Source organism: Streptomyces sp. WAC05292 (assembly GCF_003949955.1).
Lineage (GTDB): Bacteria > Actinomycetota > Actinomycetes > Streptomycetales > Streptomycetaceae > Streptomyces > Streptomyces globosus.
Genome location: NZ_RPSE01000038.1, coordinates 1 through 22,814, shown reverse-complemented (window position 1 = coordinate 22,814; position 22,814 = coordinate 1). Strand labels below are relative to the sequence as shown.

Annotated in this window: 20 protein-coding genes and 1 pseudogene; 16 read left to right on the top strand and 5 right to left on the bottom strand. The window is 76.1% G+C overall.

Features of this window, described 5'->3' with window-relative positions; genetic code table 11:
• Positions 1-156: 156 nt before the first annotated feature.
• Positions 157-3,240 carry a BTAD domain-containing putative transcriptional regulator gene (locus EF903_RS07525; protein ID WP_125542150.1) on the top strand — a complete coding sequence of 1,028 codons (3,084 nt, stop codon included), beginning with the start codon at positions 157-159 and terminating at the stop codon, positions 3,238-3,240.
• 115 nt (positions 3,241-3,355) lie between these two features.
• On the opposite strand, the gene EF903_RS07520 is transcribed toward EF903_RS07525, so the two are convergent.
• Positions 3,356-3,550, bottom strand: coding sequence for a hypothetical protein (locus EF903_RS07520; RefSeq protein WP_125542148.1), 195 nt, complete (start codon positions 3,548-3,550; stop codon positions 3,356-3,358).
• Between the two features lie 397 nt (positions 3,551-3,947).
• On the opposite strand from EF903_RS07520, the gene EF903_RS07515 reads away from it, so the two are divergent.
• Complete coding sequence (locus EF903_RS07515) at positions 3,948-5,150, top strand: pitrilysin family protein (protein WP_125542146.1); 1,203 nt, start codon at positions 3,948-3,950, stop codon at positions 5,148-5,150.
• A 67-nt stretch (positions 5,151-5,217) separates the two neighbouring features.
• Here EF903_RS07515 and EF903_RS07510 read toward each other — a convergent pair whose 3' ends face one another.
• Positions 5,218-5,427 carry a hypothetical protein gene (locus tag EF903_RS07510; RefSeq protein WP_125542144.1) on the bottom strand — a complete coding sequence of 70 codons (210 nt, stop codon included), beginning with the start codon at positions 5,425-5,427 and terminating at the stop codon, positions 5,218-5,220.
• Positions 5,428-6,122: 695 nt separating this feature from the next.
• On the opposite strand from EF903_RS07510, the gene EF903_RS07505 reads away from it, so the two are divergent.
• The 13 genes from EF903_RS07505 to EF903_RS35810 are packed head-to-tail and all read left to right on the top strand — an operon-like array spanning position 6,123 to position 19,190.
• Positions 6,123-7,085 (top strand): nucleotidyltransferase family protein, encoded by a 963-nt coding sequence (locus EF903_RS07505; RefSeq protein ID WP_185902561.1) that lies wholly within the window; start codon positions 6,123-6,125, stop codon positions 7,083-7,085.
• Positions 7,082-8,053, top strand: a complete 972-nt coding sequence (locus EF903_RS07500) for an ABC transporter ATP-binding protein (RefSeq protein ID WP_125542141.1) — start codon at positions 7,082-7,084, stop codon at positions 8,051-8,053. Before EF903_RS07505 ends, EF903_RS07500 begins: the two co-directional genes overlap by 4 nt.
• Positions 8,050-8,817, top strand: a complete 768-nt coding sequence (locus EF903_RS07495; RefSeq protein ID WP_125542139.1) for an ABC transporter permease — start codon at positions 8,050-8,052, stop codon at positions 8,815-8,817. The genes EF903_RS07500 and EF903_RS07495 overlap by 4 nt, the downstream gene beginning before the upstream one ends.
• Before the next feature lie 8 nt (positions 8,818-8,825).
• Positions 8,826-9,632 (top strand): ABC transporter permease, encoded by an 807-nt coding sequence (locus EF903_RS35815; protein WP_185902560.1) that lies wholly within the window; start codon positions 8,826-8,828, stop codon positions 9,630-9,632.
• Positions 9,633-9,665: 33 nt separating this feature from the next.
• Positions 9,666-10,562 (top strand): hypothetical protein, encoded by an 897-nt coding sequence (locus tag EF903_RS07485; protein WP_125542134.1) that lies wholly within the window; start codon positions 9,666-9,668, stop codon positions 10,560-10,562.
• Positions 10,563-10,576: 14 nt separating this feature from the next.
• Entirely contained in the window at positions 10,577-11,794 is a 1,218-nt protein-coding gene (locus EF903_RS07480) for a cytochrome P450 (RefSeq protein ID WP_185902559.1), read from the top strand.
• A complete protein-coding gene (locus tag EF903_RS07475) occupies positions 11,791-12,288 on the top strand; it encodes a dCTP deaminase domain-containing protein (protein ID WP_125542131.1) in 498 nt (165 codons plus the stop codon). Before EF903_RS07480 ends, EF903_RS07475 begins: the two co-directional genes overlap by 4 nt.
• Positions 12,285-12,818 (top strand): dCTP deaminase, encoded by a 534-nt coding sequence (dcd, locus tag EF903_RS07470; RefSeq protein WP_125542129.1) that lies wholly within the window; start codon positions 12,285-12,287, stop codon positions 12,816-12,818. Before EF903_RS07475 ends, dcd begins: the two co-directional genes overlap by 4 nt.
• Complete coding sequence (locus EF903_RS07465) at positions 12,811-15,453, top strand: amino acid--tRNA ligase-related protein (RefSeq protein ID WP_125542127.1); 2,643 nt, start codon at positions 12,811-12,813, stop codon at positions 15,451-15,453. The genes dcd and EF903_RS07465 overlap by 8 nt, the downstream gene beginning before the upstream one ends.
• Complete coding sequence (locus EF903_RS07460) at positions 15,450-16,265, top strand: bifunctional 2-polyprenyl-6-hydroxyphenol methylase/3-demethylubiquinol 3-O-methyltransferase UbiG (protein ID WP_125542125.1); 816 nt, start codon at positions 15,450-15,452, stop codon at positions 16,263-16,265. Before EF903_RS07465 ends, EF903_RS07460 begins: the two co-directional genes overlap by 4 nt.
• Positions 16,266-16,299: 34 nt before the next feature.
• Positions 16,300-17,211 carry a bifunctional 2-polyprenyl-6-hydroxyphenol methylase/3-demethylubiquinol 3-O-methyltransferase UbiG gene (locus EF903_RS07455; RefSeq protein ID WP_125542123.1) on the top strand — a complete coding sequence of 304 codons (912 nt, stop codon included), beginning with the start codon at positions 16,300-16,302 and terminating at the stop codon, positions 17,209-17,211.
• 30 nt (positions 17,212-17,241) lie between these two features.
• Positions 17,242-18,594, top strand: a complete 1,353-nt coding sequence (locus EF903_RS07450; RefSeq protein WP_125542121.1) for a hypothetical protein — start codon at positions 17,242-17,244, stop codon at positions 18,592-18,594.
• Positions 18,591-19,190, top strand: a complete 600-nt coding sequence (locus tag EF903_RS35810) for an AAA family ATPase (protein WP_185902558.1) — start codon at positions 18,591-18,593, stop codon at positions 19,188-19,190. Before EF903_RS07450 ends, EF903_RS35810 begins: the two co-directional genes overlap by 4 nt.
• A gap of 89 nt (positions 19,191-19,279) precedes the next feature.
• On the opposite strand, the gene EF903_RS07440 is transcribed toward EF903_RS35810, so the two are convergent.
• Both EF903_RS07440 and EF903_RS07430 read right to left on the bottom strand, forming a co-directional pair.
• Entirely contained in the window at positions 19,280-19,900 is a 621-nt protein-coding gene (locus EF903_RS07440) for a hypothetical protein (protein WP_125542119.1), read from the bottom strand.
• 418 nt (positions 19,901-20,318) lie between these two features.
• Positions 20,319-20,942, bottom strand: a complete 624-nt coding sequence (locus tag EF903_RS07430) for a hypothetical protein (protein WP_125542117.1) — start codon at positions 20,940-20,942, stop codon at positions 20,319-20,321.
• A 238-nt stretch (positions 20,943-21,180) separates the two neighbouring features.
• On the opposite strand from EF903_RS07430, the gene EF903_RS07425 reads away from it, so the two are divergent.
• Entirely contained in the window at positions 21,181-22,506 is a 1,326-nt protein-coding gene (locus EF903_RS07425; protein ID WP_185902557.1) for a helix-turn-helix transcriptional regulator, read from the top strand.
• A gap of 21 nt (positions 22,507-22,527) precedes the next feature.
• Here EF903_RS07425 and EF903_RS07420 read toward each other — a convergent pair.
• Positions 22,528-22,814: pseudogene (locus EF903_RS07420) on the bottom strand (hypothetical protein); the annotation flags it as partial.

Sequence of the window (22,814 nt, the reverse complement as noted above, 5' to 3'; positions counted from 1 at the left end):
GTCCGACCAGCCGGCGGCGCCTGTTCGACCACGGCCGGTACGACCAGGGGAAACGGTCCTGCTGGTCGGTGTGTACAGGGGGCGATGCCCGTGCCGGAAGCCGCGCACGGTGAGGACGACGAGGTACTGGGGTTCCGGATACTGGGCCCCTTGCGGATGAGGAGCGGTGAGCGGGAACTGCGGCCCGGCGCGCCGCAGCAGCAGGCGGTCCTCGCCCAGCTGCTGCTGCGCCCGGGCCTCGCCGTTCCGATGTGGGACCTGGTGACCGGGGTCTGGGGCGACGACCCGCCGGACTGCGCGGTCTCCAACCTCCGTACGTACGCCTGGCGGCTGCGCCGGCTCCTGGAACCGGACCCGGCCGCGCCGCGGCTCCTGGTGTCCGTCGGCGACGGCTACCGGCTCGACGCGCCGGGCTGCTCCGTCGACGCGCTCCGGGCCGTGGAACTGGCGGACCGGGCCGCGGCCGCGCGGGACGGCGGGCACCCGGAACGGGCCGGCGAGCTCGTCGCGGACGCCCTCGGGCTCTGGCGCGGCGAGCCCCTGGCGAAGGTGCCGGGGCCGTTCGCCGAGCGCCAGCGGGAGCGGTGGAACGAGCTGCGGACGACGCTGCTGGAGGAGAGGTACGACCTGGAGCTCGCGCGGGGCCGCGCCAGGGCGGTCATCCCCGAACTGACCGCCCTGGCCGCCGAACACCCCGGCCGCGAAAGGCTCCACGGCCTGCTGATGCGGGCCCTGCACGCCACGGGCCGCACGACCGAGGCCCTCGCCCTCTTCCAGCGGGTGCGCCGCACGCTCGTCGAGGAGCAGGGGATGGAGCCGGGCCGCGAGCTGGCGGCCGTCCACCGGCGCATCCTGGAGGACACCCGGGACTCCCGGGACGCGTCCGGGGACACGGCCGGTCACACGGCCGCGACCGGTGCCGGGGACCGCCCCGGCACCGGCGCCCGCCCGGACGCGGGCGGCCCCCGGCCGGGCCCGCACACCGGGCCGCCCGCCGGCGGGGGGCTCCGTGCGGAAGCCGGCGCGCATGCGGCCGTCGCCGGTGCCGGCCCCGCCGCACCCCCGGGCACGGCACCCGCGGCGTCTCCCGGCGGCGGGTTCGCGCGGGTCGTCCCCGCCCAGCTCCTGCGCTCCGTACCCGACTTCGTCGGCCGCAGCGCCGAGGTCGAGACGCTGTGCACCCTCCTGACGGCCCCGGTGCCGGACCGGCGCAGCCTGCCGCTCGCCGCCGTCTCCGGCATGGGCGGCATCGGCAAGACCTCCCTGGTCCTGCACGTCGCCCACCAGGTCCGCGACCACTACCCCGACGGACAGCTCTACGCCGACCTCCGCGGCCTCGACCCCGACCCCGAGGACCCGGCGATCGTGCTCGGCGCGTTCCTGGACGGGCTCGGGTGCCCGGTCCACCTGCTCCCCGACACCGTCGACGCCCGGGCCCGGCTGCTGCGGACCGTCCTCGACGGCCGGCGCGTCCTGATCGTCCTGGACAACGCCGCCGACGCCGCCCAGGTGCGCCACCTGGTACCCGGGGCGCCCGGCTGCGCAGTGCTCGTCACCAGCCGCGCCCAACTGCCCGACCTCGAAGGCGCCGTCCAGCTCGGTCTGGGCCGGTTGCTGCACGAGGACGCCGTCACCCTGGTCGGCCGCATCATCGGCCCCGACCGGCTCGCCGCGGAACGGGCCGACGTCCAGGCCCTGGTCGGGGCGTGCGGGCAGCTGCCGCTGGCCACCCGGATCGTGTCCGCGCGGCTCGCCGCCCGGCCCGGCTGGCCCATCGCGTCCCTGGCGGCCCGGCTCACGGACGAGGCCCGCCGGGTGAGCGAGCTGAAGGTGGGGGACCTCGCCGTCGAGGCGGCCTTCGACCTCAGCTACCACCACCTGCCGGCCGCCCAGGCGCGGGCGTTCCGGCTGATCGCGGTCGCCACCGCGGCCGACGTGGGGCCGCAGGCCGCCGCGGCGATCCTGCAGACCGGCGAAGAGGAGACCGAGGAGCTCCTGGAGGCGCTGGTCAGCGCCTCCATGCTGGAATCGCCGGCGCCGGGCCGGTACCGCGTCCACGATTTGCTCCGGGTCTTCGGGCGGGCCCGCGCCCGCGCCCACGACAGGGCCGAGGCCGACCTCGCCATCGAGAACCTGCTCGGCCACCTCCTCGCCACGGCCTGCAACGCCTTCGCGCAGATCGTCCCCGGGGACTCCGTCGTCGGCTCGCTGGCCTCTCTCGGCGCCCGCGGCTCGGAGTTCACCGACTCCCAGGGCGCCCGCCGGTGGGCCGCCGAGCACTTCGAGGCCGCCGTCCTGGCCGTGCAGGCCTGCGCCGACCACGCCGACGACGAGCCCTTCGGGAGGCTGCTGCCCGCCGCGACGGACCTGCTGGTCGCCCTGAGCCCGTTCGTCGGCGACCTGCGCCACGAGCAGCTCGCGCCGGCCGCGCTCCGCGTCTGCGATGCGGCCAAACGCCGCGGCGACCAGCGTTCGTTCGGCCGCGCGCAGTGGCTGAGCTGCTCGTTCGCCCTGCGGGCCGGTCGGCTGTCGGCCGCCCGCGCCCACGCCGGGCGCGCCGTGCGGGCCGCCCGCGCGGCGGACGACGTGGCGATCCTGCGCCAGGCACTGAACGACCTCGGGCTGATCGCCGTCACCCTCCGGGACTTCGACGCGGCCATCACGCACTACGAGGAGGCGCTCGCCCTGGCCCGCCGGCTCGGGCACCGCTCGGGCGAGATCGCCATCAGCCTCAACTGCGCGCTCGCCCATGTGCGCCTGGGCCGTACCGACACCGCGCTGCGCACGGCGCAGGAGGCGCTCGACGCCGTCCACGAGCTGGAGGACGACTCCGCGCTGGCGTACGCCCTGTACGTCCGCGGCGTGGCGCTGACCGGCGCCGGGCGGTGCGAGGAGGCGGTGCGGGCGCTCACCGAGGCCCTCGACGCCTGCCGCCGCGCCGGAGACGACAGCCGCGAGGTCCATGCCCGCTACCGGCTGGCCGACGCGCTGCGCCGGCTCGGGCGCCTGCCCGCGGCGGAGTCCATGGCCCGCGAGGCCGTCGCACTGGCGCGCCGGCGGGGCGACGAACCCGGCGAGGGACAGGCGCTGCTGGTGTGCGGCAGGGTCCTCGCGCAGCGCTCCGACGCGGAGGGGGCGCGGGTGTACCTGGGGCAGGCCCTGCAGATCTTCGACGTGCTGGGGCTCCCCGAGCGCCGCGACGCCGAGGAGCTGCTGGAGTCCCTGGCCGGCCCGGCCTGACCGGGGGCCGGGCCCGCGGCCCGGACACGAGGGGAGGGTGCCGTCCCGTGCGGACGGCACCCTCCCCTCTCGCGTGTGCCGGGACGCGCGGGCGCGCCGCGGGTGCGAGCGCGGGTCAGAGGATCGGCGGGTGCACCTCGTTGCCGGTGTTGTTCCACTCGGGCTCGATGCTCGCGGCCACCGCGGACGGACGCTGCGCGGGCTGGTCCGTCCACAGCACCGCGCCGGCGGCCGCGACGGCCGTCAGGCAGAGGGCGGCCAGGGCCGACACGCTCTGCGGGCAGCGGGTGGACGTGCGTCGGTGGTTCATGAAGGGGCCTTCCGTCCCGGGTGCGGGGAGAACGCTGCGCACTCTGCCACCCGGCGGTCCGCCGCCGATCTACATCCGATCGACGGCCCGCCGCCGGACGCCGACCACGGCGTCGAACGGGCGTCCATCGGCCCCCGCCTAGCGTCGTCGTTGTCCCGGGGCAACCGCCTCGGGGCACCTCACGAAACACCTCCGAAAGGGGAGTCACATGACCCGCAACCACAAGGTCGGCCTGCGTCCGCGTCTCGACAAGGTCGTCAAGAAGGGCTGACGCCCCGGCTGACCGGGTGGCCGCCGCAGCCCACGGGCTCCGGCGGCCACCCGGCCCCACCCACCGCCGCACCGCCCCCGATCCTCCGCTCCGAACCCGTCGGCCCGCCGGCCGGAAGGTGGCCCCATGTCCCTCGGTACCGCTGCGCCGATGTCCCTGATCCCCGTGGTCGACGAACGGCTCAGGACCACCAGTCTCTGCCTGGCCGTGGCGTCCGGCTCCCGCGACGACCCCGACGGCCTCGGCGGCGCCGCCCACCTGCTCGAACACCTCGTGATGTCCCTGCCCCTGGCGGGCGGCGCCTCCTTCAGCGAACGCGTCGAGCGGCTCGGCGGGCGGGCCAACGCCGAGACCGGCCTGGAACAGATGCTGTACTACGCGCAGGTGCACGCGGACGACGCCGACGAGGCGGCCACCCTGCTGCTGCGCGCCTTCACCGCCCCCGGTTTCACGCAGAGCGCCCTCGACGACGAGCGCGAGGTGGTCCTGCAGGAACTGGCCGCCGCGGCCGCCGACCCCGCCGACGCCGTGCAGGACGCCGTGCTCGCCGCGCTCTTTCCCGGACACCCCCTCGGCCGCCCCGTCGGAGGCGACCCGCGGCAGTTGCGCGCCGTCACGCTGGACGACATCCGCGCCGCCCACGCGGCCCTGGTGAACGCGCCGGCGGCCCTCACCGTCGTCGGCCCCCGCATCCCCGGGGCGCTGCGCGGCCTGCCCCGCGGGACCCGGCCCGCGCCCGCGGCCGCGGTGCCCCCGGCCCCGCTCCGGCCGGTGTCCAGTCCTGCCTTCGCCCTGCCGGCGGAGGCCGACTACTCCTGGCTGTGCCTGGGCGCCCGGTCCCCCCGGGCCGGCTCCCCGCTGCGGCCCGCGTACACGGTGCTGGCGCAGCTCCTCGGGTCGAGCCCCTCCTCCCTGCTGTACCGGGCCCTGCGGGGCGAGCGCCAGCTGTCGTACGCGTTCCAGGCCTGGGACCGCGGCTACCGCGAGGCGGGGGCCTGGCGGGTCCTCATCGGCACCGGTCCCGACCAGGCCGGCGAGGCCGTCGAGGTGGTACGGGGCCTGCTCGCCCGCCTCGCGGAGCGCGGGCCGGACGCCGCCGACCTCCAAGCCGCCCGCCGCCAGGCCGCGATGGGCCTGGTCCTGGACGCGGAGGAGCCCATGGAGCGCGCCCGGCTCACCGCCGACCGCACCGCCGCGGGCACCCTGCCCTGGTCGCCGGAGTCCGAGGCGGCGGCCCTGCGGGCCGTCACCGCCGACCGGGTCCGCGCCGCGGCCGCCGATGTGGCCGCGCACCTGCTCGTCACCGTACGACCGGAGGCACAGCGATGACCGCAGCGGCCGATGCACGGACCGCGGGAGCGGCGGACGGCGCCCGCGCCGCCGCCCTGGACCCCGGCTACTGGGCCGGCGCCGAGGCCGCGGGCCTCGCGGTGCACCACGGCGGCCGCCGGCTCGTCGTGGGCTCCAGCACCCACGGCCTGACCGGGGAGACCGGGCTGCTCGTCGAGTACGCCGACCCGCCGGCCTTCACCGACGGCACCCTGGAGGCGGTGCTCGCGGCCCGGATCGCCGCCCACCCCGCGACGGCCCGCGTCGAGGTCCGCACCCCGGCCGGCACCTTCCTGCCGGCGCCGTGGCGCCGCTCGGTGACCTACGTCCGGCGCAGCGGACCGCCGGCCGCCCCGGTACTGCCGGCGGGGCTGCGGATCGTCCCGGCCGGCGAGGAGCACCGTGCGCCGGTGCACGCCTGGATGGCGCGCGCCGTCCGCGAGGGCGCTGCCGACCAGGGCCTGCACGGGGCCGAGGACGCGGTGGCCGCGGCCGTCGGCGAGGTCCTCGCCGACCCCTCCCGCTCCGGGTGGGTCGCCCTCCTCGACGGCGCCGCGGTCGGCCACGCGGTCCTCCTGGGCGGGCAGGCCGACGAGGTGACCGGTGCCGTCCGCGCCGAGCTGTGGGACGTCCTCGTCGAACCGGACACCCCGCACGCCGGGGTCTGCCGCGACGCCCTGGTCGCGGCCGCCGCCGGCCACGCCCACCGCCTCGGCCTGCCGCTCCTCGGGCACGTGGTCCACCACGCCGGCGAGGGCGAGTCGAGGGTGCTGGCCTCCCTCCTCGCCAAGGGCTGGCACACCGACCACGCCTACTGGAGCGCCGCCCCGGCCGAGCTGTCCGGGCTGCTCCCCGCCCCCGGCCACCCTGGACCTCGCCCTCCTGCACACCCTGCTCGACGTACCGGACCACGAGGACGGGCGCGAACTGGTCGCCGCCGCGCGGGCCGTCTCCGCGACCCTGCCCCAGCTGGTGATCTCCGTCGCCGCCCGGGAGGGGGTGCCGCTGGGCAGCGGCAGCTCCGACGAGCTCGCCCGCGCCCGCGCCCGCGCCGTCCGGTACGCCGCGTTCCGCGCGACCGCCGAAGCCGCCGCGCCGCACTGCCGCGTCGTCAAGGGCCCGTCCCTGGCCCGCCACTACCCGCAGGGCGTGCTGCGTCCCGTCGGCGACCTGGACCTGGTCCTGCCCGACCAGGCCGAACTGTGGGCGGCCGCCCACGCCCTCGCCACCGAACACGGTGCCGAACCGCACGAACTGACCCTGGTCACCGGCCCGGACGGCCGCCTGCACGTCCTGCTGACCCTCGCCTGGCCCTCGCCCGACCCGCTCGTCGAGCAGGAGCTGCGCGTCGAGCTGAGCACCGCCGCCTTCTACGGCGACCTGGGCGCCCTGCCCGTCCGGTACGCGCTGCCCGGGCCGCAGGGCCTCGCCGACCTGCTGTCCGTCGCCGAGGAACGCGTCGAGCGGCCCTTCCACGCCAAGGACGCCGTCGACGTCCTCATGCTGCTGGCCGCCGGGGAACTGGACGACACCGACGCCGTCACCGCGGCCCTCGACACCCTGCGCCTCGCCCCGGAGGGCCTCGAACTCGCCGCCCTCGTGCACGCCGTGGCCCCGCACCCCCTCCTCGACGCCCTCGCCGGCCGCCTGCGCCCCCTCGCCGCGCAGGAGCGCGCCCGGCGCGCCGCGGTGCCCGCCCGGTCCGAGCCCGCCGGGATCCGCGCCCGCCTCGATGCCGGCTTCCCCGTGTGGGGGATGCTGCTGGACACCTGCGTCGGCCGCGGCCCCGCCGACCGGCTCGAACTCGTCGACGGCCCGCGGAGCACCCTCGTCCACACTCCCGTCGGCTCGTTCCTGCTCGTCGCCGGCGAGCTGGTCGACGCCGCCGACCACGCGGCGGCCCTCGCCTTCCTCGACAGCGGGGCCCGCGCATGACCGCCGCCGCGGCCGCGGTCGACGTACGCGCCCTCACCCGCTCCTACCGCCCCCGGCGCGGCGGCCCCGAGTCCGAGGTGACCGCCCTGCGGGGCGTCGACCTCACCGTCGAACAGGGCGAGGTGCGCGGCCTCCTCGGGCCCAACGGGGCCGGCAAGACCACCCTCTGCAAGATCCTCTGCACGGTGCTCACGCCCACCGGCGGGACCGCGCACGTCCTCGGCCACGACGTGGCGGCCGACCCCCGCTCCGTCAAACCGCTCGTCGGCATCGTCTTCGGCGGCGACCGCGGCCTCTACGGGCGCCTCGGCGCCCGGCAGAACCTCCAACTGTGGGGAGCCCTCTACGGCCTGTACGGCGCCCCCCTGCGCCGCCGCATCGGCGAACTGCTCGACCGGGTCGGCCTCGCCGACCGCGCCGACGAACGCGTCGACGGGTTCTCCCGCGGCATGAAACAGCGGCTGCACCTCGCCCGCGGCCTGGTCAGCGACCCGCGGGTGCTGATCCTCGACGAGCCGACCACCGGCATGGACCCGGCCGCGGCACTCGACTTCCGCGGGCTGATCGGCGAACTCCGCGCCGAACGCCGCAGCATCCTCCTGACCACCCACGACATGGCCGAGGCGGAGAGCGTCTGCGACCGCGTCACGCTCATGGACCACGGGCAGGTCATCGCCACCGACGGGCCCGCCGCCCTGGCCTCCCGCCTCAACGCCCACGAGCGGATCGAGGCCTGCCACGTCCCGCGGGCCGCCCTCGACGCGATCCGCCTCCTGCCCGACGTCGTCGACGTGTGCCAGGACGGAGACCGCACCCGCATCGACGTCCTCGGGACCGCCGCCGTCAGCGCCGTGCTGGAGGCCCTGGTCGGCGCCGGGGTCACCGAACTCGGCACCGTCCGGCCGGACCTCGCCGAGGTGTACCTGCGGCTGATCGGCGGCGGCCGGGGGATGCGGGTGGCGCGATGAGACCGCTGTGGACCGTCTTCCGCCTCCAGCTGCTGATGACCCTGCGCACCCCCGACATCGCGCACGTCTTCGTCACCACCCCGCTCTACACGCTGGTCTTCCTCGCCATCCAGGTGCACGCCGGCCGTACCGACCTCGCCGGCTACGCCGTCCTCGCACCCGCCCTGATGGCCCTGTGGTCCATGGCGCTGCAGACCGCCGGCGAGCTCGTCAGCCAGGAACGCGACCGGGGCACGCTGGAGGCGATGGTCGCCGCGCCCGCCCGGTACCCGCTCGTGGTGAACGTGCGGATCGCCGCCGTGACCCTGTTCAGCGCCCTGTCCTTCGCCGAGGCGTGGATCGTCGCCCGCGTCGTGTTCGGCCTGACCATCCGCATCGAACACCCGGCCCTGTTCCTCGCCGGCGTCCTCGTCTCCGCCGTCGCCATGGCCGGCACCGCGGGGTGCGTCTCCGCCCTGTTCGTCCTGGCACCGTCGGCCCGGGTCCTGCAGAACGCCCTCAGCTTCCCCTTCTACCTGCTCGGCGGCGTCCTCGTCCCGGTGTCCTTCCTGCCGGAATGGCTGCGCCCCCTGTCGGACCTGGTGTTCCTGTCCTGGAGCGCCTCGCTGCTGCGGGCCTCGCTGGATCCCGCCGCCCCCACCGGGCAGGGCACGGCGATCGCCGCCGTCGCGGGCCTCGGCCTGGCCGGCGCGGCCACCGGCACCTTCCTGATCAGCCGGATGCTGCGCCGGGTCAAGCACACCGGCACCCTCGCCCAGACATGAGGAAAGCGATGGACACACTCCTGCGGACGACCCGCACCATCGGATACAGCGCCGCCAACGCCTACGCGGACTTCCGCGCCTCCTACACCTGGACCAGCTGGACCTTCGGCTGGCTCACCCGGATGCTCAGCCAGGTCTGCTTCTTCGCCCTGATCGGCCAGATGCTCGGATCGGCCGACAAGACCCGCTACCTCGTCATCGGCAACGCCGTCATGGCCTGCGTCATCGAGGCGATGACCGTGGTCGTCTCGACCAGCTGGGAGCGCGGCCACGGCACCCTGCCCCTGCTGGCCGCCGCCCCCGGCGACATGGGCTGGGTCATGTTCGGCCGCAGCCTCCAGTGGCCCCTCAGCGGCTCGGCGACCGCCCTCGTGTCCCTGCTCGCCGTGGGCCCCGCGTTCGGCGTGCACTGGCCGCCCTCCCGCATCCCCGCCCTGGTCGCCCTCGTGCTGGTCACCGCGTTCTCCACGTACTGCCTCGGGCTGTTCGTCGGCGCCTTCGTGCTGGCCGCACCCGAAGCCCGGAACATCATCTTCAACGCGTCCTTCCTGCTGCTCATGGCGGTGTGCGGAGCCGAAGTGCCCGTCACCTTCTGGCCCGGCTGGGTACAGGCCGCCGCCGCCGTGCTGCCGCCCACCCACGGCATCGCCGCCGTCCGCGCACTCGCCGAAGCCGGCGGCTCCGCCGCGGCCGTCGCCGTCCCGGCCCTGTGGGCCCTGCTCACCGGCGCCGGATGGCTGGCCGCCGCGCTCACCGCCTTCCGCCTCGGCAGCGCCCGGGCCCGCGCCACCCACGCCTTCGGCTTCGCCGCCTGACCGGCGCCCGCTCCACACCACGAGGGATCACCCATGCGCCACGACGACCACACCCCGGGCCGCGGCAGCGCCCCGGTCGGCAGCCCGGCCGGCGGCCCGCCCCGCGATCGGGCCGGCGACCCGCTCAGCGTCCTGCTGCTCAAACCGGACGGATACCTCCTGCCCGGCCTGCGCCCGCACCTGGACCGGCTGATCGAACGGCACGGGCTGCGTGTCGTGACCCGCTACACGCTCACCCTGGACGCCGCCGACGTCGAGGACGTCTGGCCCAAACTCGCCGCGGGCCCCTACCCGGTCGCCCACCAGCTCACCCTGCACTACATGACGGGCGGCACCTGCGAGGCGATCGTCGTCGCCGGGCCCGACGCCGTCGCCCGCTGCACCGCCATCCGCGGCGAGGTCCGGCGCGACTTCGGCGACACCGTCTTCGCCAACCGGCTGCACACCCCGACGGAACCGGACGAGATCCGCCCCTGCGTCGACAAGTTCCTCACCAGCCTGCCGCACGGCCTCCCCCACGTCCGCCACCACGACCCCGGCACCGCCCGCGGCGCCTTCGGCCGGCTCGCCGCCCTGCCCTCCTCCGCGATACGCGCCGCCACCCTGGACGTCTGGCGGCAGCAGCGCCGCTCCGGATGGCACTCCTTCCGGCTGGAGACCGCCCCCGGAGCCCACTCGACCTACCTGCTGCCCGGCGACTCGCACTCCGTCGACTACGGCATGTCCGTCATCGCCGAGGTGCTGCCGGGCCTGACCCTCCACCAGATCATCACCGCGTACATCGAGATGGACGTGCGCGGCGAGAGCCGCCTCCACAGCGGGACGGCCGAGGAGACCCTGCACCTGGCCGACCGGATCACGGCCGCCGGCCTCTTCGCCCGCGCCCGCGCCACCCGACCCGCAGCAGCAGCAACCGACCGACCGGCATGAGGAGGCCGACCGCCATGGACCACCAGCAGCGAGTGCTCGACGCCCTCGACGCCGACGACCCGGCGCCGCACCTGAACCTGCTCGCCGGCGGCCCCGCCGCCGTCGACTGCCCCGACCTCGGCTCCGGCCGCCTCGTCCTGACCCGCCATGCCGACGTCCGCCGCGCGCTGCGCGACGACGCCTTCGGCTGCGCCCCCTCCGCCGGGCACTTCCTCGCCGGCCTGCCCGCGGCCCTCCGCCCGGCCCTGGCCCCCGTCTCGTCGTGGGCCCTCTACACCGACGGAGCCGACCACCGGCGGCTGCGGTCCCTGCTCGCCAAGGCCTTCACCCCCCGCCGGATCGCCGCGCTCGAAGCCGGCACGACCGCCGCCGTCCGCGGCCTGCTGGGCCGCCTGGCAGCCGCAGGCGGCGGCGACGCGGTGCGCGGCCTCGCCTTCCCCCTGCCCGTCCTCACCATCAGCGAGCTGCTCGGGCTCCCCGCCGCCGACCGGGACCTCCTCAAGCAGTGGTCCGACGACCTGATCCGCCTCGTCGAACCCGACCCGTCCGCCGAGGACACCGAACGCATCGGCCGCTCCTGGACCGCCCTGTGGGAGTACTTCGGCGCCGTCGTCGCCGAGCGCCGCGCCCGCCCCGCCGACGACGTCGTCTCCGGCCTCGTCCGGGCCGAAGCGGACGGCGCCCGCCTGACCTCCGACGAGATCGTCTCCAACTGCGTGTCCCTGCTGCTCGGCGGCCACGAGACCACCACCGGCCTCCTCACCTCCCTGCTCACGGCCGTACGGGCGCACCCCGGCCCGGCCCGCGACGCCGCCCGCTCCCCCGCCGCCGCGGCCGCCTTCGTGGAGGAGGTCCTGCGCACCGACGGGCCGTCGAAGATCACCGCGCGGACGGTGCTCGCCGACACCGAGATCGCCGGCGTCCCCGTCGCACGGGGGCGGCGCGTCGTCCTGCTGCTGGCCTCCGCCAACCGCGACCCCCTCGTCTTCGACCGGCCCGGCGCCTTCGACCCCACCCGGGCCCCCAACCCGCACCTGGCCTTCGGCCACGGCCCCCACGCCTGCTTCGGCGCCGCCCTCGCACGCCTCCAGGCCCGCATCGTCCTGGAGCAGTACGCCGCTCACCCGGCCCGGTTCACGGCCCTCACCGAACTGACCGCCTGGAAGCCCTCGCGCGTCCTGCGCTCGGCGTGCTCCCTGCCGCTCGCCACCGCCCGGGGGAGGGCCGCATGATCCTCACCGGGCCCCGCATCGAGGAGGAGCAGGCCGCCGGCCGCATCGTCATCTCCCCGTTCCGCGCCGAAGCGGTCAACCCCAACAGCTACAACTACCGCCTCGGCAGCACCGTGAAGAGCTTCGACGAGGCCACCCGGACCTGGGTCGCCTTCGAACTCCCCGAGGAGGGCCACGTCCTGGCCCCCCGCCGGACGTACCTCGGCCACACCGAGGAGGTCATCGGCAGCGACACGTACGCCATGTCGCTGATCGGCCGCAGCTCGATGGGGCGCCTCGGCCTGTTCCTGCAGGTGTCCGCCGACCTCGGGCACACCACCTCCTGCCACCGCTGGACGCTGGAGATGGTCGCGACGCGGCCGCTGCGCATCTATCCCGGCATGACCATCGGCCAGGTGTCCTTCTGGCACAACCAGGGCCGGGTCAGGCCCACTCCCGCCCTGTACGCCCAGTTCAACGAACCCCACGAGTCTGCGATCGGAGACCGGCCGTGATCCTCACCGGCGACGAGGTGCGGCAGCAGGTGGACCGGGGACGGATCGCCATCTCCCCGTTCGACCCGGCGCGCTGCACCACCAACTCCTACGACCTGGCCCTCGGCCGGCGGGTGCTCGTCTACACCGAGGAGGTGCTGGACCCGCGCCGCCCCGCCGCCCACGAGATCCGCGAGATCCCCGAGGAGGGCCTGGAGCTCTCCCCCGGCGAGTTCGTGCTCGCCGAGACCGCCGAGACCATCGGCAGCGACCACTACGTCCCGATGATCCACGCCAAGTCCGGCACCGCGCGCATGGGCCTGTTCGTGCACGTCACCGCCGACCTCATCGACATCGGCTTCGTCGGCCAGTCCACCCTCCAGCTCTACGCGACGCTGCCCGTGCGCATCCGCCCGGGGATGCTGATCGCCCAGGTCACCTTCTGGCAGCCGGCCGGGGCGATCCGGCTCTACGACGGCAAGTACCAGCTGGCCGACGGGCCGCAGCCCTCCCGCACGTACCTCGACCACCAGGTGCCGAGCCATGCCTGACCGCCGCACCGCGACCGCCCGGGGCGCGACCGCCGGGGAGGCGGCGGGCCGGGACGCGGAGGGCCGGGACGCTGCCGTGCGCTTCCGCGCGGTGCAGGAAGCCGCCGCGTGCACCTTCGCCCGCCGCTCCCGCCTGGTCGGCATGCCCGCCCACGACGGCCCGGACGCGTACGCCGCCGGCCGGGCGGTGGTGCCGGAGCTGCGCCGGTTCGCGGCCCGCGCCGCCGCCGACCGCCTCGACGGGTTCGTCGTCGAACTGACCGACCCCGCGCACGGGGCGACCGTCGCGGCCGTCGCCCGGACCACCCGCCTCCTCCTCGCCGGGCTGCTCGCCGCCGACGGCGACGAGGCCGCGGCGGGCCTGGACGGGGCCGGCGGGGAGCACTGGTGGTTCCGGGCCTGCGGAACGCGCTGGTTCGTGCTCGCCTTCGCCCCCGCCTACGGGCCGGACTCGCCGCGCCACACCTTCGGCTCCCCGTCCACGTTCCTCCTGCTCCAGCCGGTGGAGGCCTTCGACCGGCACGCCACTCCCCGCGGCACGGTCATCCCGCAGGCCGTCCGGGAGGACGTCCGCGACCGGTACGCCGCCGGCGGGCGGCCCTACGACGCCGCGCTCGCCGCCCAGGAGGTCGAGGCCCTGAAGTTCGTCTGGCCCGCGGCCCCCGGTGACGCCCCCGTCGCGTGGTGGCACGAGGGCCCGCTCGCGACCCCGGCGGCCGCGGGCGGCGGGGTCGCGCCGGAGGCTCCGGCGGGCGGCGTGGGCGGGGCCGCCCGCCCGGTCGCCGAGGAGGCTGCGGCCGCGGCCCTGCACCATGCGGCGTCGCCGCCTGCCTCGTGGGACGCTTTCGGCGCCCTGCTGGAGGCGGCCGGCGTGCTGGGGGGCGCGGCCGGGCAGCCGGTGGACCGCGAGACCGTCCGCGGACTCGTCGGCGGGCTCGCCGGCCTCGGTCTCGACGGCCCGTTCCGCCGGGTCGGCCTGTACACCGCGCGGCCCGACGTCGTACTCCCGGACGGCCTGCGGCCCGCCGCCCCGCACGGCGCCCCCGAGGAGGACGTCTTCCGCCTCGCCCTGGCCGCGGCCTGCCCCGGCGAGCCGTGGCCGGCCGGACCGGCGGACGGGGCCGTCCTCGCGGACGCGGTCCGCGTCCTGGGCGGCCGGCTCGGCTGCCGCGTGCCCGCCCTCGCGGCGGTGGCCGCCCTCCACCTGCTGCGCGGGCTCGCCTCCGCGGACGCCGCCGGACACCGCCGGATCCTGCGCCGCCTCGCCTGGCTCGGCGATCCGCGCACCTCCGACGCGGCGGAGCTCATGCGGCGGCTCACCGGCCCGGACGACCCCCTGGTCCGGCTGCCCGAACCCGCCTCGGCCGCACCCGCGGCACCCGTCCCCGGCGCCGTGCGCGGGACGGATGACGACGAGGAGCCCCTGCCGCTCGCGGACTGGCGCCGTCCGCCCCCGGCCCCCGGGGAGGAGCGCCGGCTGGGCGGGCGGGTCCGCGCCGTCCGCCGCCACCGCGGGCGGACCTTCGCCGACCTGTCCTGGGCCGAGGAGACCGTCCAACTCGCCCTCGACGGCCGTCCTCCGGTCCGCGTGCGCCCCGGCGACCTGCTCGCCGTTCGGGGCCGCGGCGGCCGCACCCGCACCGGCGCCCCCGTCCTGTTCGTCGACGAGGTCCTGCGCCACCGCCCCGCCCGCTCGCCGCGCAGCGCCCTCCGGGGCGCCGCCCCGGCGCCGGCGCCGAGCACGCCCGTGGTGCACGGCCTGCGGCCGCGGCTGGCCGCCCTCGGCTTCCTGGAGATGTCCTCGCCCGTCCTGGCCCCCGGCTTCTACGGCGGCTCCAGCCGCCCCTTCACCACCCGGCAGGCCGCCGGGAGCCGGCCCCTGTACCTGCGGGTGACCACGGAGCTCGACCTGGTGCGCCGCATCGCCGAGGGCCGCACCCGGGTGTACGAGATCGGCCCCAGCTTCCGCAACGAGGCCCTGCGCGGCGGCGCCGCGAAGGAGTTCCCGATGCTGGAGGCGTACGCGGCGGACCTGCGGATGGAGGCGATGGCCGACCTGGTCGCCGGCCTCGTCGCGGACGTGCTGGACGACCCGCGGCCGGCCCGCTGGACCACCTTCGACGAGGCGTTCGCCGAGACCTCCGGCGTCCGCCCCGACGACGCGGCGGGGCTGCGCAGGCTCGCCGACCGGCACGGCGGCACCGGCATGGCGCGCACCACCGACCCGGAGGCGCTCGCCCAGCGGCTGTGGCGTGCCACGTTCCGGTACCGGATGCGCGGCGTGGCCCTCGTCCACCGCATTCCCGGGCCCGCGTCCCCGTTCATCGCCGGGGAGGGCCGGGACGCCCGCCGGGTCTGGCTGTCCGTCGACGGCGTCGAGCTCGCCGAGGTCAGCGCGAACGAACGCGACCCCGACCGGCTCGCCCGGCGCCTGGCCGCCCAGTTCCGCCACGACCCCCACCCCGTCCACCGCGACTACCGCGACGTGCTGGAGGCCTTCGCCGACGGGGTTCCGCCGTGCGTCGGCGTCGGACTCGGCCTCACCCGCCTGGCCGGGCTCCTGCGACCGCCCGCGACCCGCCCGGCCCGCACCCGCCTGCGTCCCGACACCCCCGAGGAGTACCCGCAGCCATGACCACCACCACCGCGAACGAGACCTGGCTCGCCGCCAACGCCGCGCTCTGGGACGCCCGGGTGCCGGTGCACACGGACAGCGACTGGTACGACCTGCGCGGCTTCCGCGCCGGCGGACTCGCCCTCGACGACATCGAACGGGCCGGTGTCGGGGACCCGGCCGGGCGCAGCCTGCTCCACCTGCAGTGCCACTTCGGCCTGGGCACCCTGTCGTGGGCCCGCCTCGGCGCCGACGCCGTCGGCGTCGACTTCTCGGCGGCCGCCGTCGAGCGGGCGCGCGCCCTGGCCGCGGAGTCGGGCCTGAACGCCCGCTTCGAGCAGGCGGAGGTGTCCGCCCTCGACCTCGGCCGCACCTTCGACATCTGCTTCACGTCCTGGGGGGTGCTGATGTGGCTGCCCGACCTCGACGGCTGGGCCCGCGCCGTCGCCCGCCACCTCTCCCCCGGCGGCCGGTTCTTCCTCGCCGAGGGCCACCCGCACCTGTTCATCTGGGACGACGTGCCGGGCAGGGACGGCTACCGCCCCCTGCACCCGTACTTCCGCCACGGCGAACCCGTCGTGGACGCGGAGGCCGGCACGTACGTGGACCCGGCGCTGGCGCTCGGGCTGCCCCAGTACCGCTGGAACCACCCCCTGTCGGAGGTGGTGTCCGCGCTGGCCGGGGCGGGGCTGCGGATCACCGGCATGGCCGAGTACCCCGTCCTGCCGTGGCAGCCGCTGCCCTGGATGACGGCGGCGGACGAGCCGGGCTGGTGGCGGATCCCCGGCGACCCCTTCCCCCTGAGCTTCACCATCACCGCCACCAAGGACTGACCTCCCGCACCCCCTCCACCGACAGGACACCGGCATGACCACCACGCACCCCGCCCCGCACCCCGCCCAGCTCCCCGACGACGCCCGGCCGCGGACCGGCGCCGGCTCCCCGGCCTGGCCCCTGACCCGCGTCCCGCGCACCCCCGCCGACGTGCGGGCCGCCGGCTACACCGACTTCGTCGCCATGGTCAACCAGACCAACGTGCCGCCCGGCTCGCACGTCACCCTCAGCGAATGGGCCGCCTTCGGCCGCGTCGACTCCTCCTCGTCCGTCCTGGAGGTGGCCTGCACCACCGGGTTCTCCTCCCGCGAACTCGCCCGCATGACGGGCTGCTCGGCGGTCGGCTTCGACCTCTCCGAGGACTCGGTGCGCATCGCCCGCTACAACCACCAGGCCGTCGACCCGTCCCTGCGCCTGGACTACTTCACCGCCGACGGCGCCACCGCCGCACCCCGCGGCGGCCCCTTCACCCACGTCGTCGTCGGAGCCGCCCTCGGCTTCTTCCCCGAACCGGCCGCCATGGCCCGCCGGCTGAGCGGCTTCCTCACCGACGGCGGCCACCTCCTCGCCTCCCCGTTCTGGGCCGACCGGCCGCTGCCGCCCGAGGCCGAGGCCGTACGCCGCGAGGTCTTCGGCATCACCAGCCCCATGGAGACGTACAAGGAGGCCATGGCCCTCTACCGCGGCTTCGACGTCATGTACGAGTCCCGGCACGAACCGGTCCTCGAAACCGAGGAGGAGATCGCGCACTACTGCACCTCCACCGTCGACCGGGCCTGCGCCCAGTCCGGCATCGACGACCCCGCGGTCCGCGACGAGATGACCGAACGCCTCACCGAGATCCGCCGCGCCTCCAACCTGCTGCGCCGGCACCTGCGCTACTCGGTGCTGGTCCTGCGCCACGACCGGGCCTCCTACCCGGCCCGCTACGTCGAGCTGTTCTGACCCCCGGCGACGCAGAAACGGAAGACACCCATGGCCATAGCCCACGACGCCACCCGGGTCCGCGCCCGCGACCTCATCGGCCTCGAACAGCAGGAGATCGTCGCCGTCGACGGGCTCCTCGACTACCTGCGCTACGACGAGCAGGGCCGCCTCCGGGTCCAGGGCCACGACGCCCACGCGCTGCTCGCCGAAGCCGGCGCCCCGCTGATCTGGTACCTCGGCGACCGCGTCCGCGACAACTACCGCACCATCGACTCCGCCTACCGGGCGCACTTCCCCGGCCACCGCACCTTCGCCGCGGTCAAGAGCTGCTACCTCCGGGAATGCCTCACCGTCCTGCACGGGGCCGGCGCCGGCGCCGAGGTCATGAGCGGACTCGAACTCCAGATCGCCCTCCAGACCGGATTCGACCCGGCCGACATCGTCAGCAACGGCGTCGGCCGCAGCGAGGCGTACGCCGACGCCACCGTCGCGGCGGGCGTCGGCCTGACCGTCGTCGACTGCCTCGAAGACCTGCGACGGCTGGCCGCCGCCTGCCGCCGGCACGGCGTCCGCGCCCGGATCGGGCTGCGCGTGACGCCGCCCGTCGACCACGAGGGCATCTACATCACCCCCTCTTCCAAACTGGGCGTGGACTGGGAGGGAGGAGCCTTCCTGCGCCTGGCGCGCGCCGCCCTGGACACCCCCGAGGTCGACGTCGTCGCCCTGCACGCGCACCAGGTCACGCACTGCTCGCAGCCCGCGAAGTACCGCGCCGTCGTCGCCGGCGTCGCCCACGTCGCCCGCGAGGTGCGGCGCGAGCTCGGCCTCCGCTTCGAGATCGTCGACATCGGCGGCGGCCTGGAGACCCGCTTCCTGCTGCGCCGCTCCGGGCTCGGCGCCGAGGACTTCGCCGCCATCGCGAAGGAGGAGCTGGACCGGATCGGCTACCCCTTCCGGCTGCACATCGAGCCGGGCCGCTTCCTCACCGCGGACGCCGCCGTCGGCCTGACCGGCGTCAGCAGCGAGAAGCACAACGGCGACCGCAAGTACCTGGTCACCGAGATCGGCTCCAACGTGCTCATCGACATGCCCGAGGTGACCTACCACCCCCTGCCCACCGAGCTGCCGCCCGCCACCGCCACCTGGTCCGCGTACGACGTGGGCGACAGCACGTGCGCACCGGCCCTCGTCTGCCGCACAGCCGTCCTCCCGGACGGCCCGCAGAACCGCTCCCTGCTGCTCCTCAACTGCGGCGCCTACTCGACCGTCTTCACGCAGCTGTGGGCGTTCCGGCTGCCGAGGTACGTGTACAGCGACGGGGGCGCCGTCCGCACCGTCTTCGACGACGACGCCCAGCGCGCCATGTACCGCGCGCTGTACGGGTACGAGATCCGGCTGTGAGCGGCAGCGCACCGGTCGTCTGGATCAACGGGCCGTACGGCTGCGGCAAGAGCACCGTCACCCGGCACGTGGCCGGGCTGCTGCCGGAGGCCCTCGTGGTGGACCCGGAGGACGTCGGGCACATGCTGTGGCGGCAGCTCCCCGACGGGCTGCGGGAGGAGGAGTTCGAGCTGGAGCCGCTGTGGGTGCCGCTGACGCGCCTGCTGGTGGGCCGGTGCGCGAGGACGTACGGCCGCCCGGTCGTGGTGCCCATGACCGTCTCGCGGCCGCCGGTGTTCGAGCGGCTCGTCGGGGCGCTGCGCGGCGAGGGTGTCGACGTACGCCACTTCACCCTGGTCGCGGACGCGTCCACGATCCGCGGCCGGCTGCGGCGGCGCATGGCGGAGCGGGGGGAGGAGGCGGACGAGTGGGGGGAGCTGAGCTGGGAGGGCCGCCAGCTCGACCGCTGCCTGGCAACGCTGTCGGGGCCGCGCTTCGGCACCCACATCTGGACCGCGGACAAGGCCCCCGCCGAGGTGGCGCGGGAACTGGTGGCCCACCTGCGGCGGCACGGCGGGTCCCTTGCCGACGGCCGCGTCCGGGTGGCGGAGCCGTGAACCGACCCTCCGCTCGGCGGCGCGGCGCGGCCCGGGGGTGGGGCCCCGGCGTGGGCCTCCCGGTGGCCCCGGACCGCGCCGCGGGCGGGTCAGCCGCCGACGGGCCGGAAGATGCCGCCGGGGATGACCACCGGACGGTCGATCCTCTTGAAGCGGTACTCCATGGCCACGTCGTCGATGAGGAAGGGCATGCGGTTCGCCGCGTCCTCGATCACCGTGAAGGTGAGGTCGACCTTCTGGGGGGTGGACCGGTAGAAGGCGTCCGGCAGGGTGACCGTCACCTGCTCGTAAGAGCCGCTGGTCCCGCCCTTGTTCATGCGGTCGTGCAGCTCGTAGGGCGTTCCGTCCTCCGCCGTGGCCTCCACGACCAGCTGGCGGAAGCCGAAGCCGCTCGTGCCGCTCTGGACCACGTCGCTGCGCACCCAGAACGACAGCACCGGAACCCTGGACGCCGGTACGGTGACCTGCTGCGAGATGCGGCTCATGCCGGTCAGGCCCTTGCCGCCCAGCTCGGCCTTGCCGCTGCCCGAACGCGCCGGCCATGCCGAGGAGTTGTTGACGACATGCCCGGCGAACGGGGTCACCTTCTCGTGCCAGGACGCGTTGCCGCTCTCGAAGCCGGGGTTCGCCACATCGGACGTGCCCGCGCTGGCGCTCGGTGCGGCCATGAACATGCCGGTGGCCGCGACGGCGGCGGCAGCGGCGAGCATGCTCGATCTCCGCGCTCTCTTCCTCATGGATCTCCTGGCTGTTTCTCGGTGCCGAACGGGGACGCGCCGCACAGCCGGGCGGCCGGCCCCTCCCCCGCCCCCGGCGGAATGCCGAGGGGACGGTTTCTGGCGGGCCTCGCCCGGAACCCGGGCCCCGGCCGCCTCGACCGCGGCGCACACTGTAGCGCCCGGGCATGACAACGGCTCAGCGCCGGTGGCGACGTGGGCCGGCTGCCTGATCGTTCCGGCCCGCCGAGGGAACCTGTCGCACCGCGTCCGGCGACGGCGGAGGACGTGGGCGCGGTACTCAGCCGGCCGGGCTGCCGCCGCAGTCGTCCGGTGCGCTCGTGACCCGCGGCGGCCGAGCGCCGCCTGCCCTCTGCGCGGGCAGAGGGCAGGCGGCGGGTGTGGGCGTGGGTCAGTGGAGCTTGTTGACCGCTGTCGTGGTGGTCTTCTTGAAGGCGGGGACGGGGGCGTCCTCGAAGGTGCCCATCTGGGCCCAGCGGACGACCGTGACCGTCTTGTCGTCCCGGCCCACCGAGAAGAGGGCGATGTCGTTGGCGCCCCAGGACGTCCTGGTGTGCAGGCCGCGGACGCGGGCGCCCTCCTCGACCGGCAGCTTGCCGTGGTCGCGGCCCTCGGCTTCGACGTCGGGCGTGGCCTTCTCGATGCGGGCGGCGCAGGTGCGGATCAGGTCGTCGTAGTGCTTGGCCAGGGCCTTGGCGTGGGCGGGCGTGTCCGCCACGACGGTCAACTGCACGGCGGTGGTGTCCACGTCGGTCCGGAACTCGCGGTGGCGGTAGTCGTAGGAGGGCACGCCCTCCGTGCTCACGCAGAGTCCGAGGGCCTCCGGGAAGCCCTCGGTGACCGGGCCGGCGGTCCAGGACGACGACGGGTGCGGCGGCAGCTGGGACGCCGACAGGAACTTCGGCGCGGCGGGCTTCGGCGCGGCGACGGCGGCCGGTGCGGTGAGGAGCGTGCCGGCCGCGACGGCGGTGGCGGTGAGGGCGGTCAGGGCGCTGGTTCGGATGCGCATGGACATGGGTGTCCCCCGTGGATGAGTGCGTGGACGTGGATGCCGCGGCGGGGCCGGCTGGTCGGCGCGGGCCCGGCCGGTGCGACACCAAGAGCATCGGGGATCGCCGCGGCCGGGCGCAACGACCGTCGGCCGGTCCGGCGGGGTGGAACCATCCCATGCCGTCTGACGTGCAGGTATACGGGGTGCCTGGGATGCCGTCCCGGGCGGGGCGGGACCGGGTCGTACGAGGACGGGGGGACCGGTGTCGGCACAGGGCGGCGGCAGCGCCGGCGAGGTGGCGGAATGCGCGGCGCTGCTGCGGGAGCTGAAGGGGCGTACGGACCGCAGCTATGCCCAGCTGGCCCGCCGCCTGGGCATGAACACCTCGACGCTGCACCGGTACTGCGCGGGCGAGGCGGTGCCGCTCGACTTCGCCCCGCTGGAGCGTTTCGCGGCGCTGTGCGGGGCGTCGTCCGAGCAGCGTCTGGAGCTCCACCGGCGGTGGATGCTGGCCGTGGCGGCCCGGCGGCGGCCCCGTACGGCCGACGGGCCGGACGAGGTGCCGGAGGCCGGGTGCGCCGCGGTTGCCGAGAGCGGGACTGTGCCCGCGCCTGCGGTCGCGCCCGCGCCCGCGCACACGGTCGCGCCCCGCCGTCCCTGGTACCGGCGGTGGAGCCTGGTGGCCGGGCCGGCGGCCGTCCTGGCCGTGTTCGGGGTGCTCGGCGTGCTCGGGGCGCTGTCCGCGCTGCCGGACGCGCGGCGGGCGTCCCCCTCGGAGGGTGCTGCCCGGGTCGCTGCTCCGGCGGGGTCCGGGAGCGCGGAGGCCGGGGGGCGGGAGCGGAGGGGCGCCTCGCCCGGCCCGAGCGGAGCCCCAGCCTCCGAGCCGTCCGGGGGATCCGCCCCGGCGGAGCCGGGTGCTCCTCGCCCGTCCGGTGCCGCGTCCGCGCCGCCCCCTGGCGGGGAGGCCGGCGGGCTGCCGTTCGCCTGGTCCGCCAACGCGCACGGGTGGCAGTTCGGTTGCGGCCAGAGCTACGTCGTCGCCAAGCCGCCCGGCCAGGTGCCTCCGCCGCCCGTCCCGCAGGACGGGGCGGCCTGGGCCGCGGCGCAGGGTGCGGTGGCCGGCGGGGAGGCGTACGTGCGGGTCTCGGTGCAGGGGCGCAGCGACACCGCCGTCGTGCTGGAGGCGCTGCGGGTGCGGGTGGTCGGCCGTGAGGCGCCGGTCCGGGGCGGCGCGTACGCCATGGACCAGGGCTGCGGTGGGGCGGTCACCCCCCGGTACTTCGCCGTGGACCTGGACAAGGACCGGCCGCTCGCCCGCGCGGTCGCCGGGAACGACTCCGGCACGCCGATCCCCGCCGTGAGCATGCCCTACCGCGTCTCGGCGAAGGACCCCGAGGTGCTGCTGGTGACGGCCGGGACCAAGGGGTGCGACTGCCTCTGGTACCTGGAGCTGGACTGGTCCTCCCAGGGGCGGCAGGGCACCGTGCGGATCGACGACGGCGGCCGCCCGTTCCGCACCAGCGCCGTCGCGGGGCTGCCCCGGTACGAGTACGACACGCTGGGACGCCGGTGGGAGCCGTCCCGCTGAGGACCGGGCGCGGGCGCCCGGTCACGCCGGTGCGGCGGGGTACGTGCGCAGGGGGTGCAGGTGGAGTTCGTGCGGGCCCATGCAGTCCGCGGCGAGGGTGGCCACCCTCGCGCCGCACGGGCACGCCATGTCGGGGCCGCCGGTGCCGAGCGGCCCGCAGCAGCCGTGGTGGACGCCCGGGGAGTCGGCAGGTCGCAGGGCCGGAGCGTCCTGCGGGTGCACGATCACCGAGTTGCGGGGGCCGGCGGACACCATGCCGGTCATGTGGGGCGGCATGGTGTCCGCCGGCCCCCGCAACTCGGTGATCG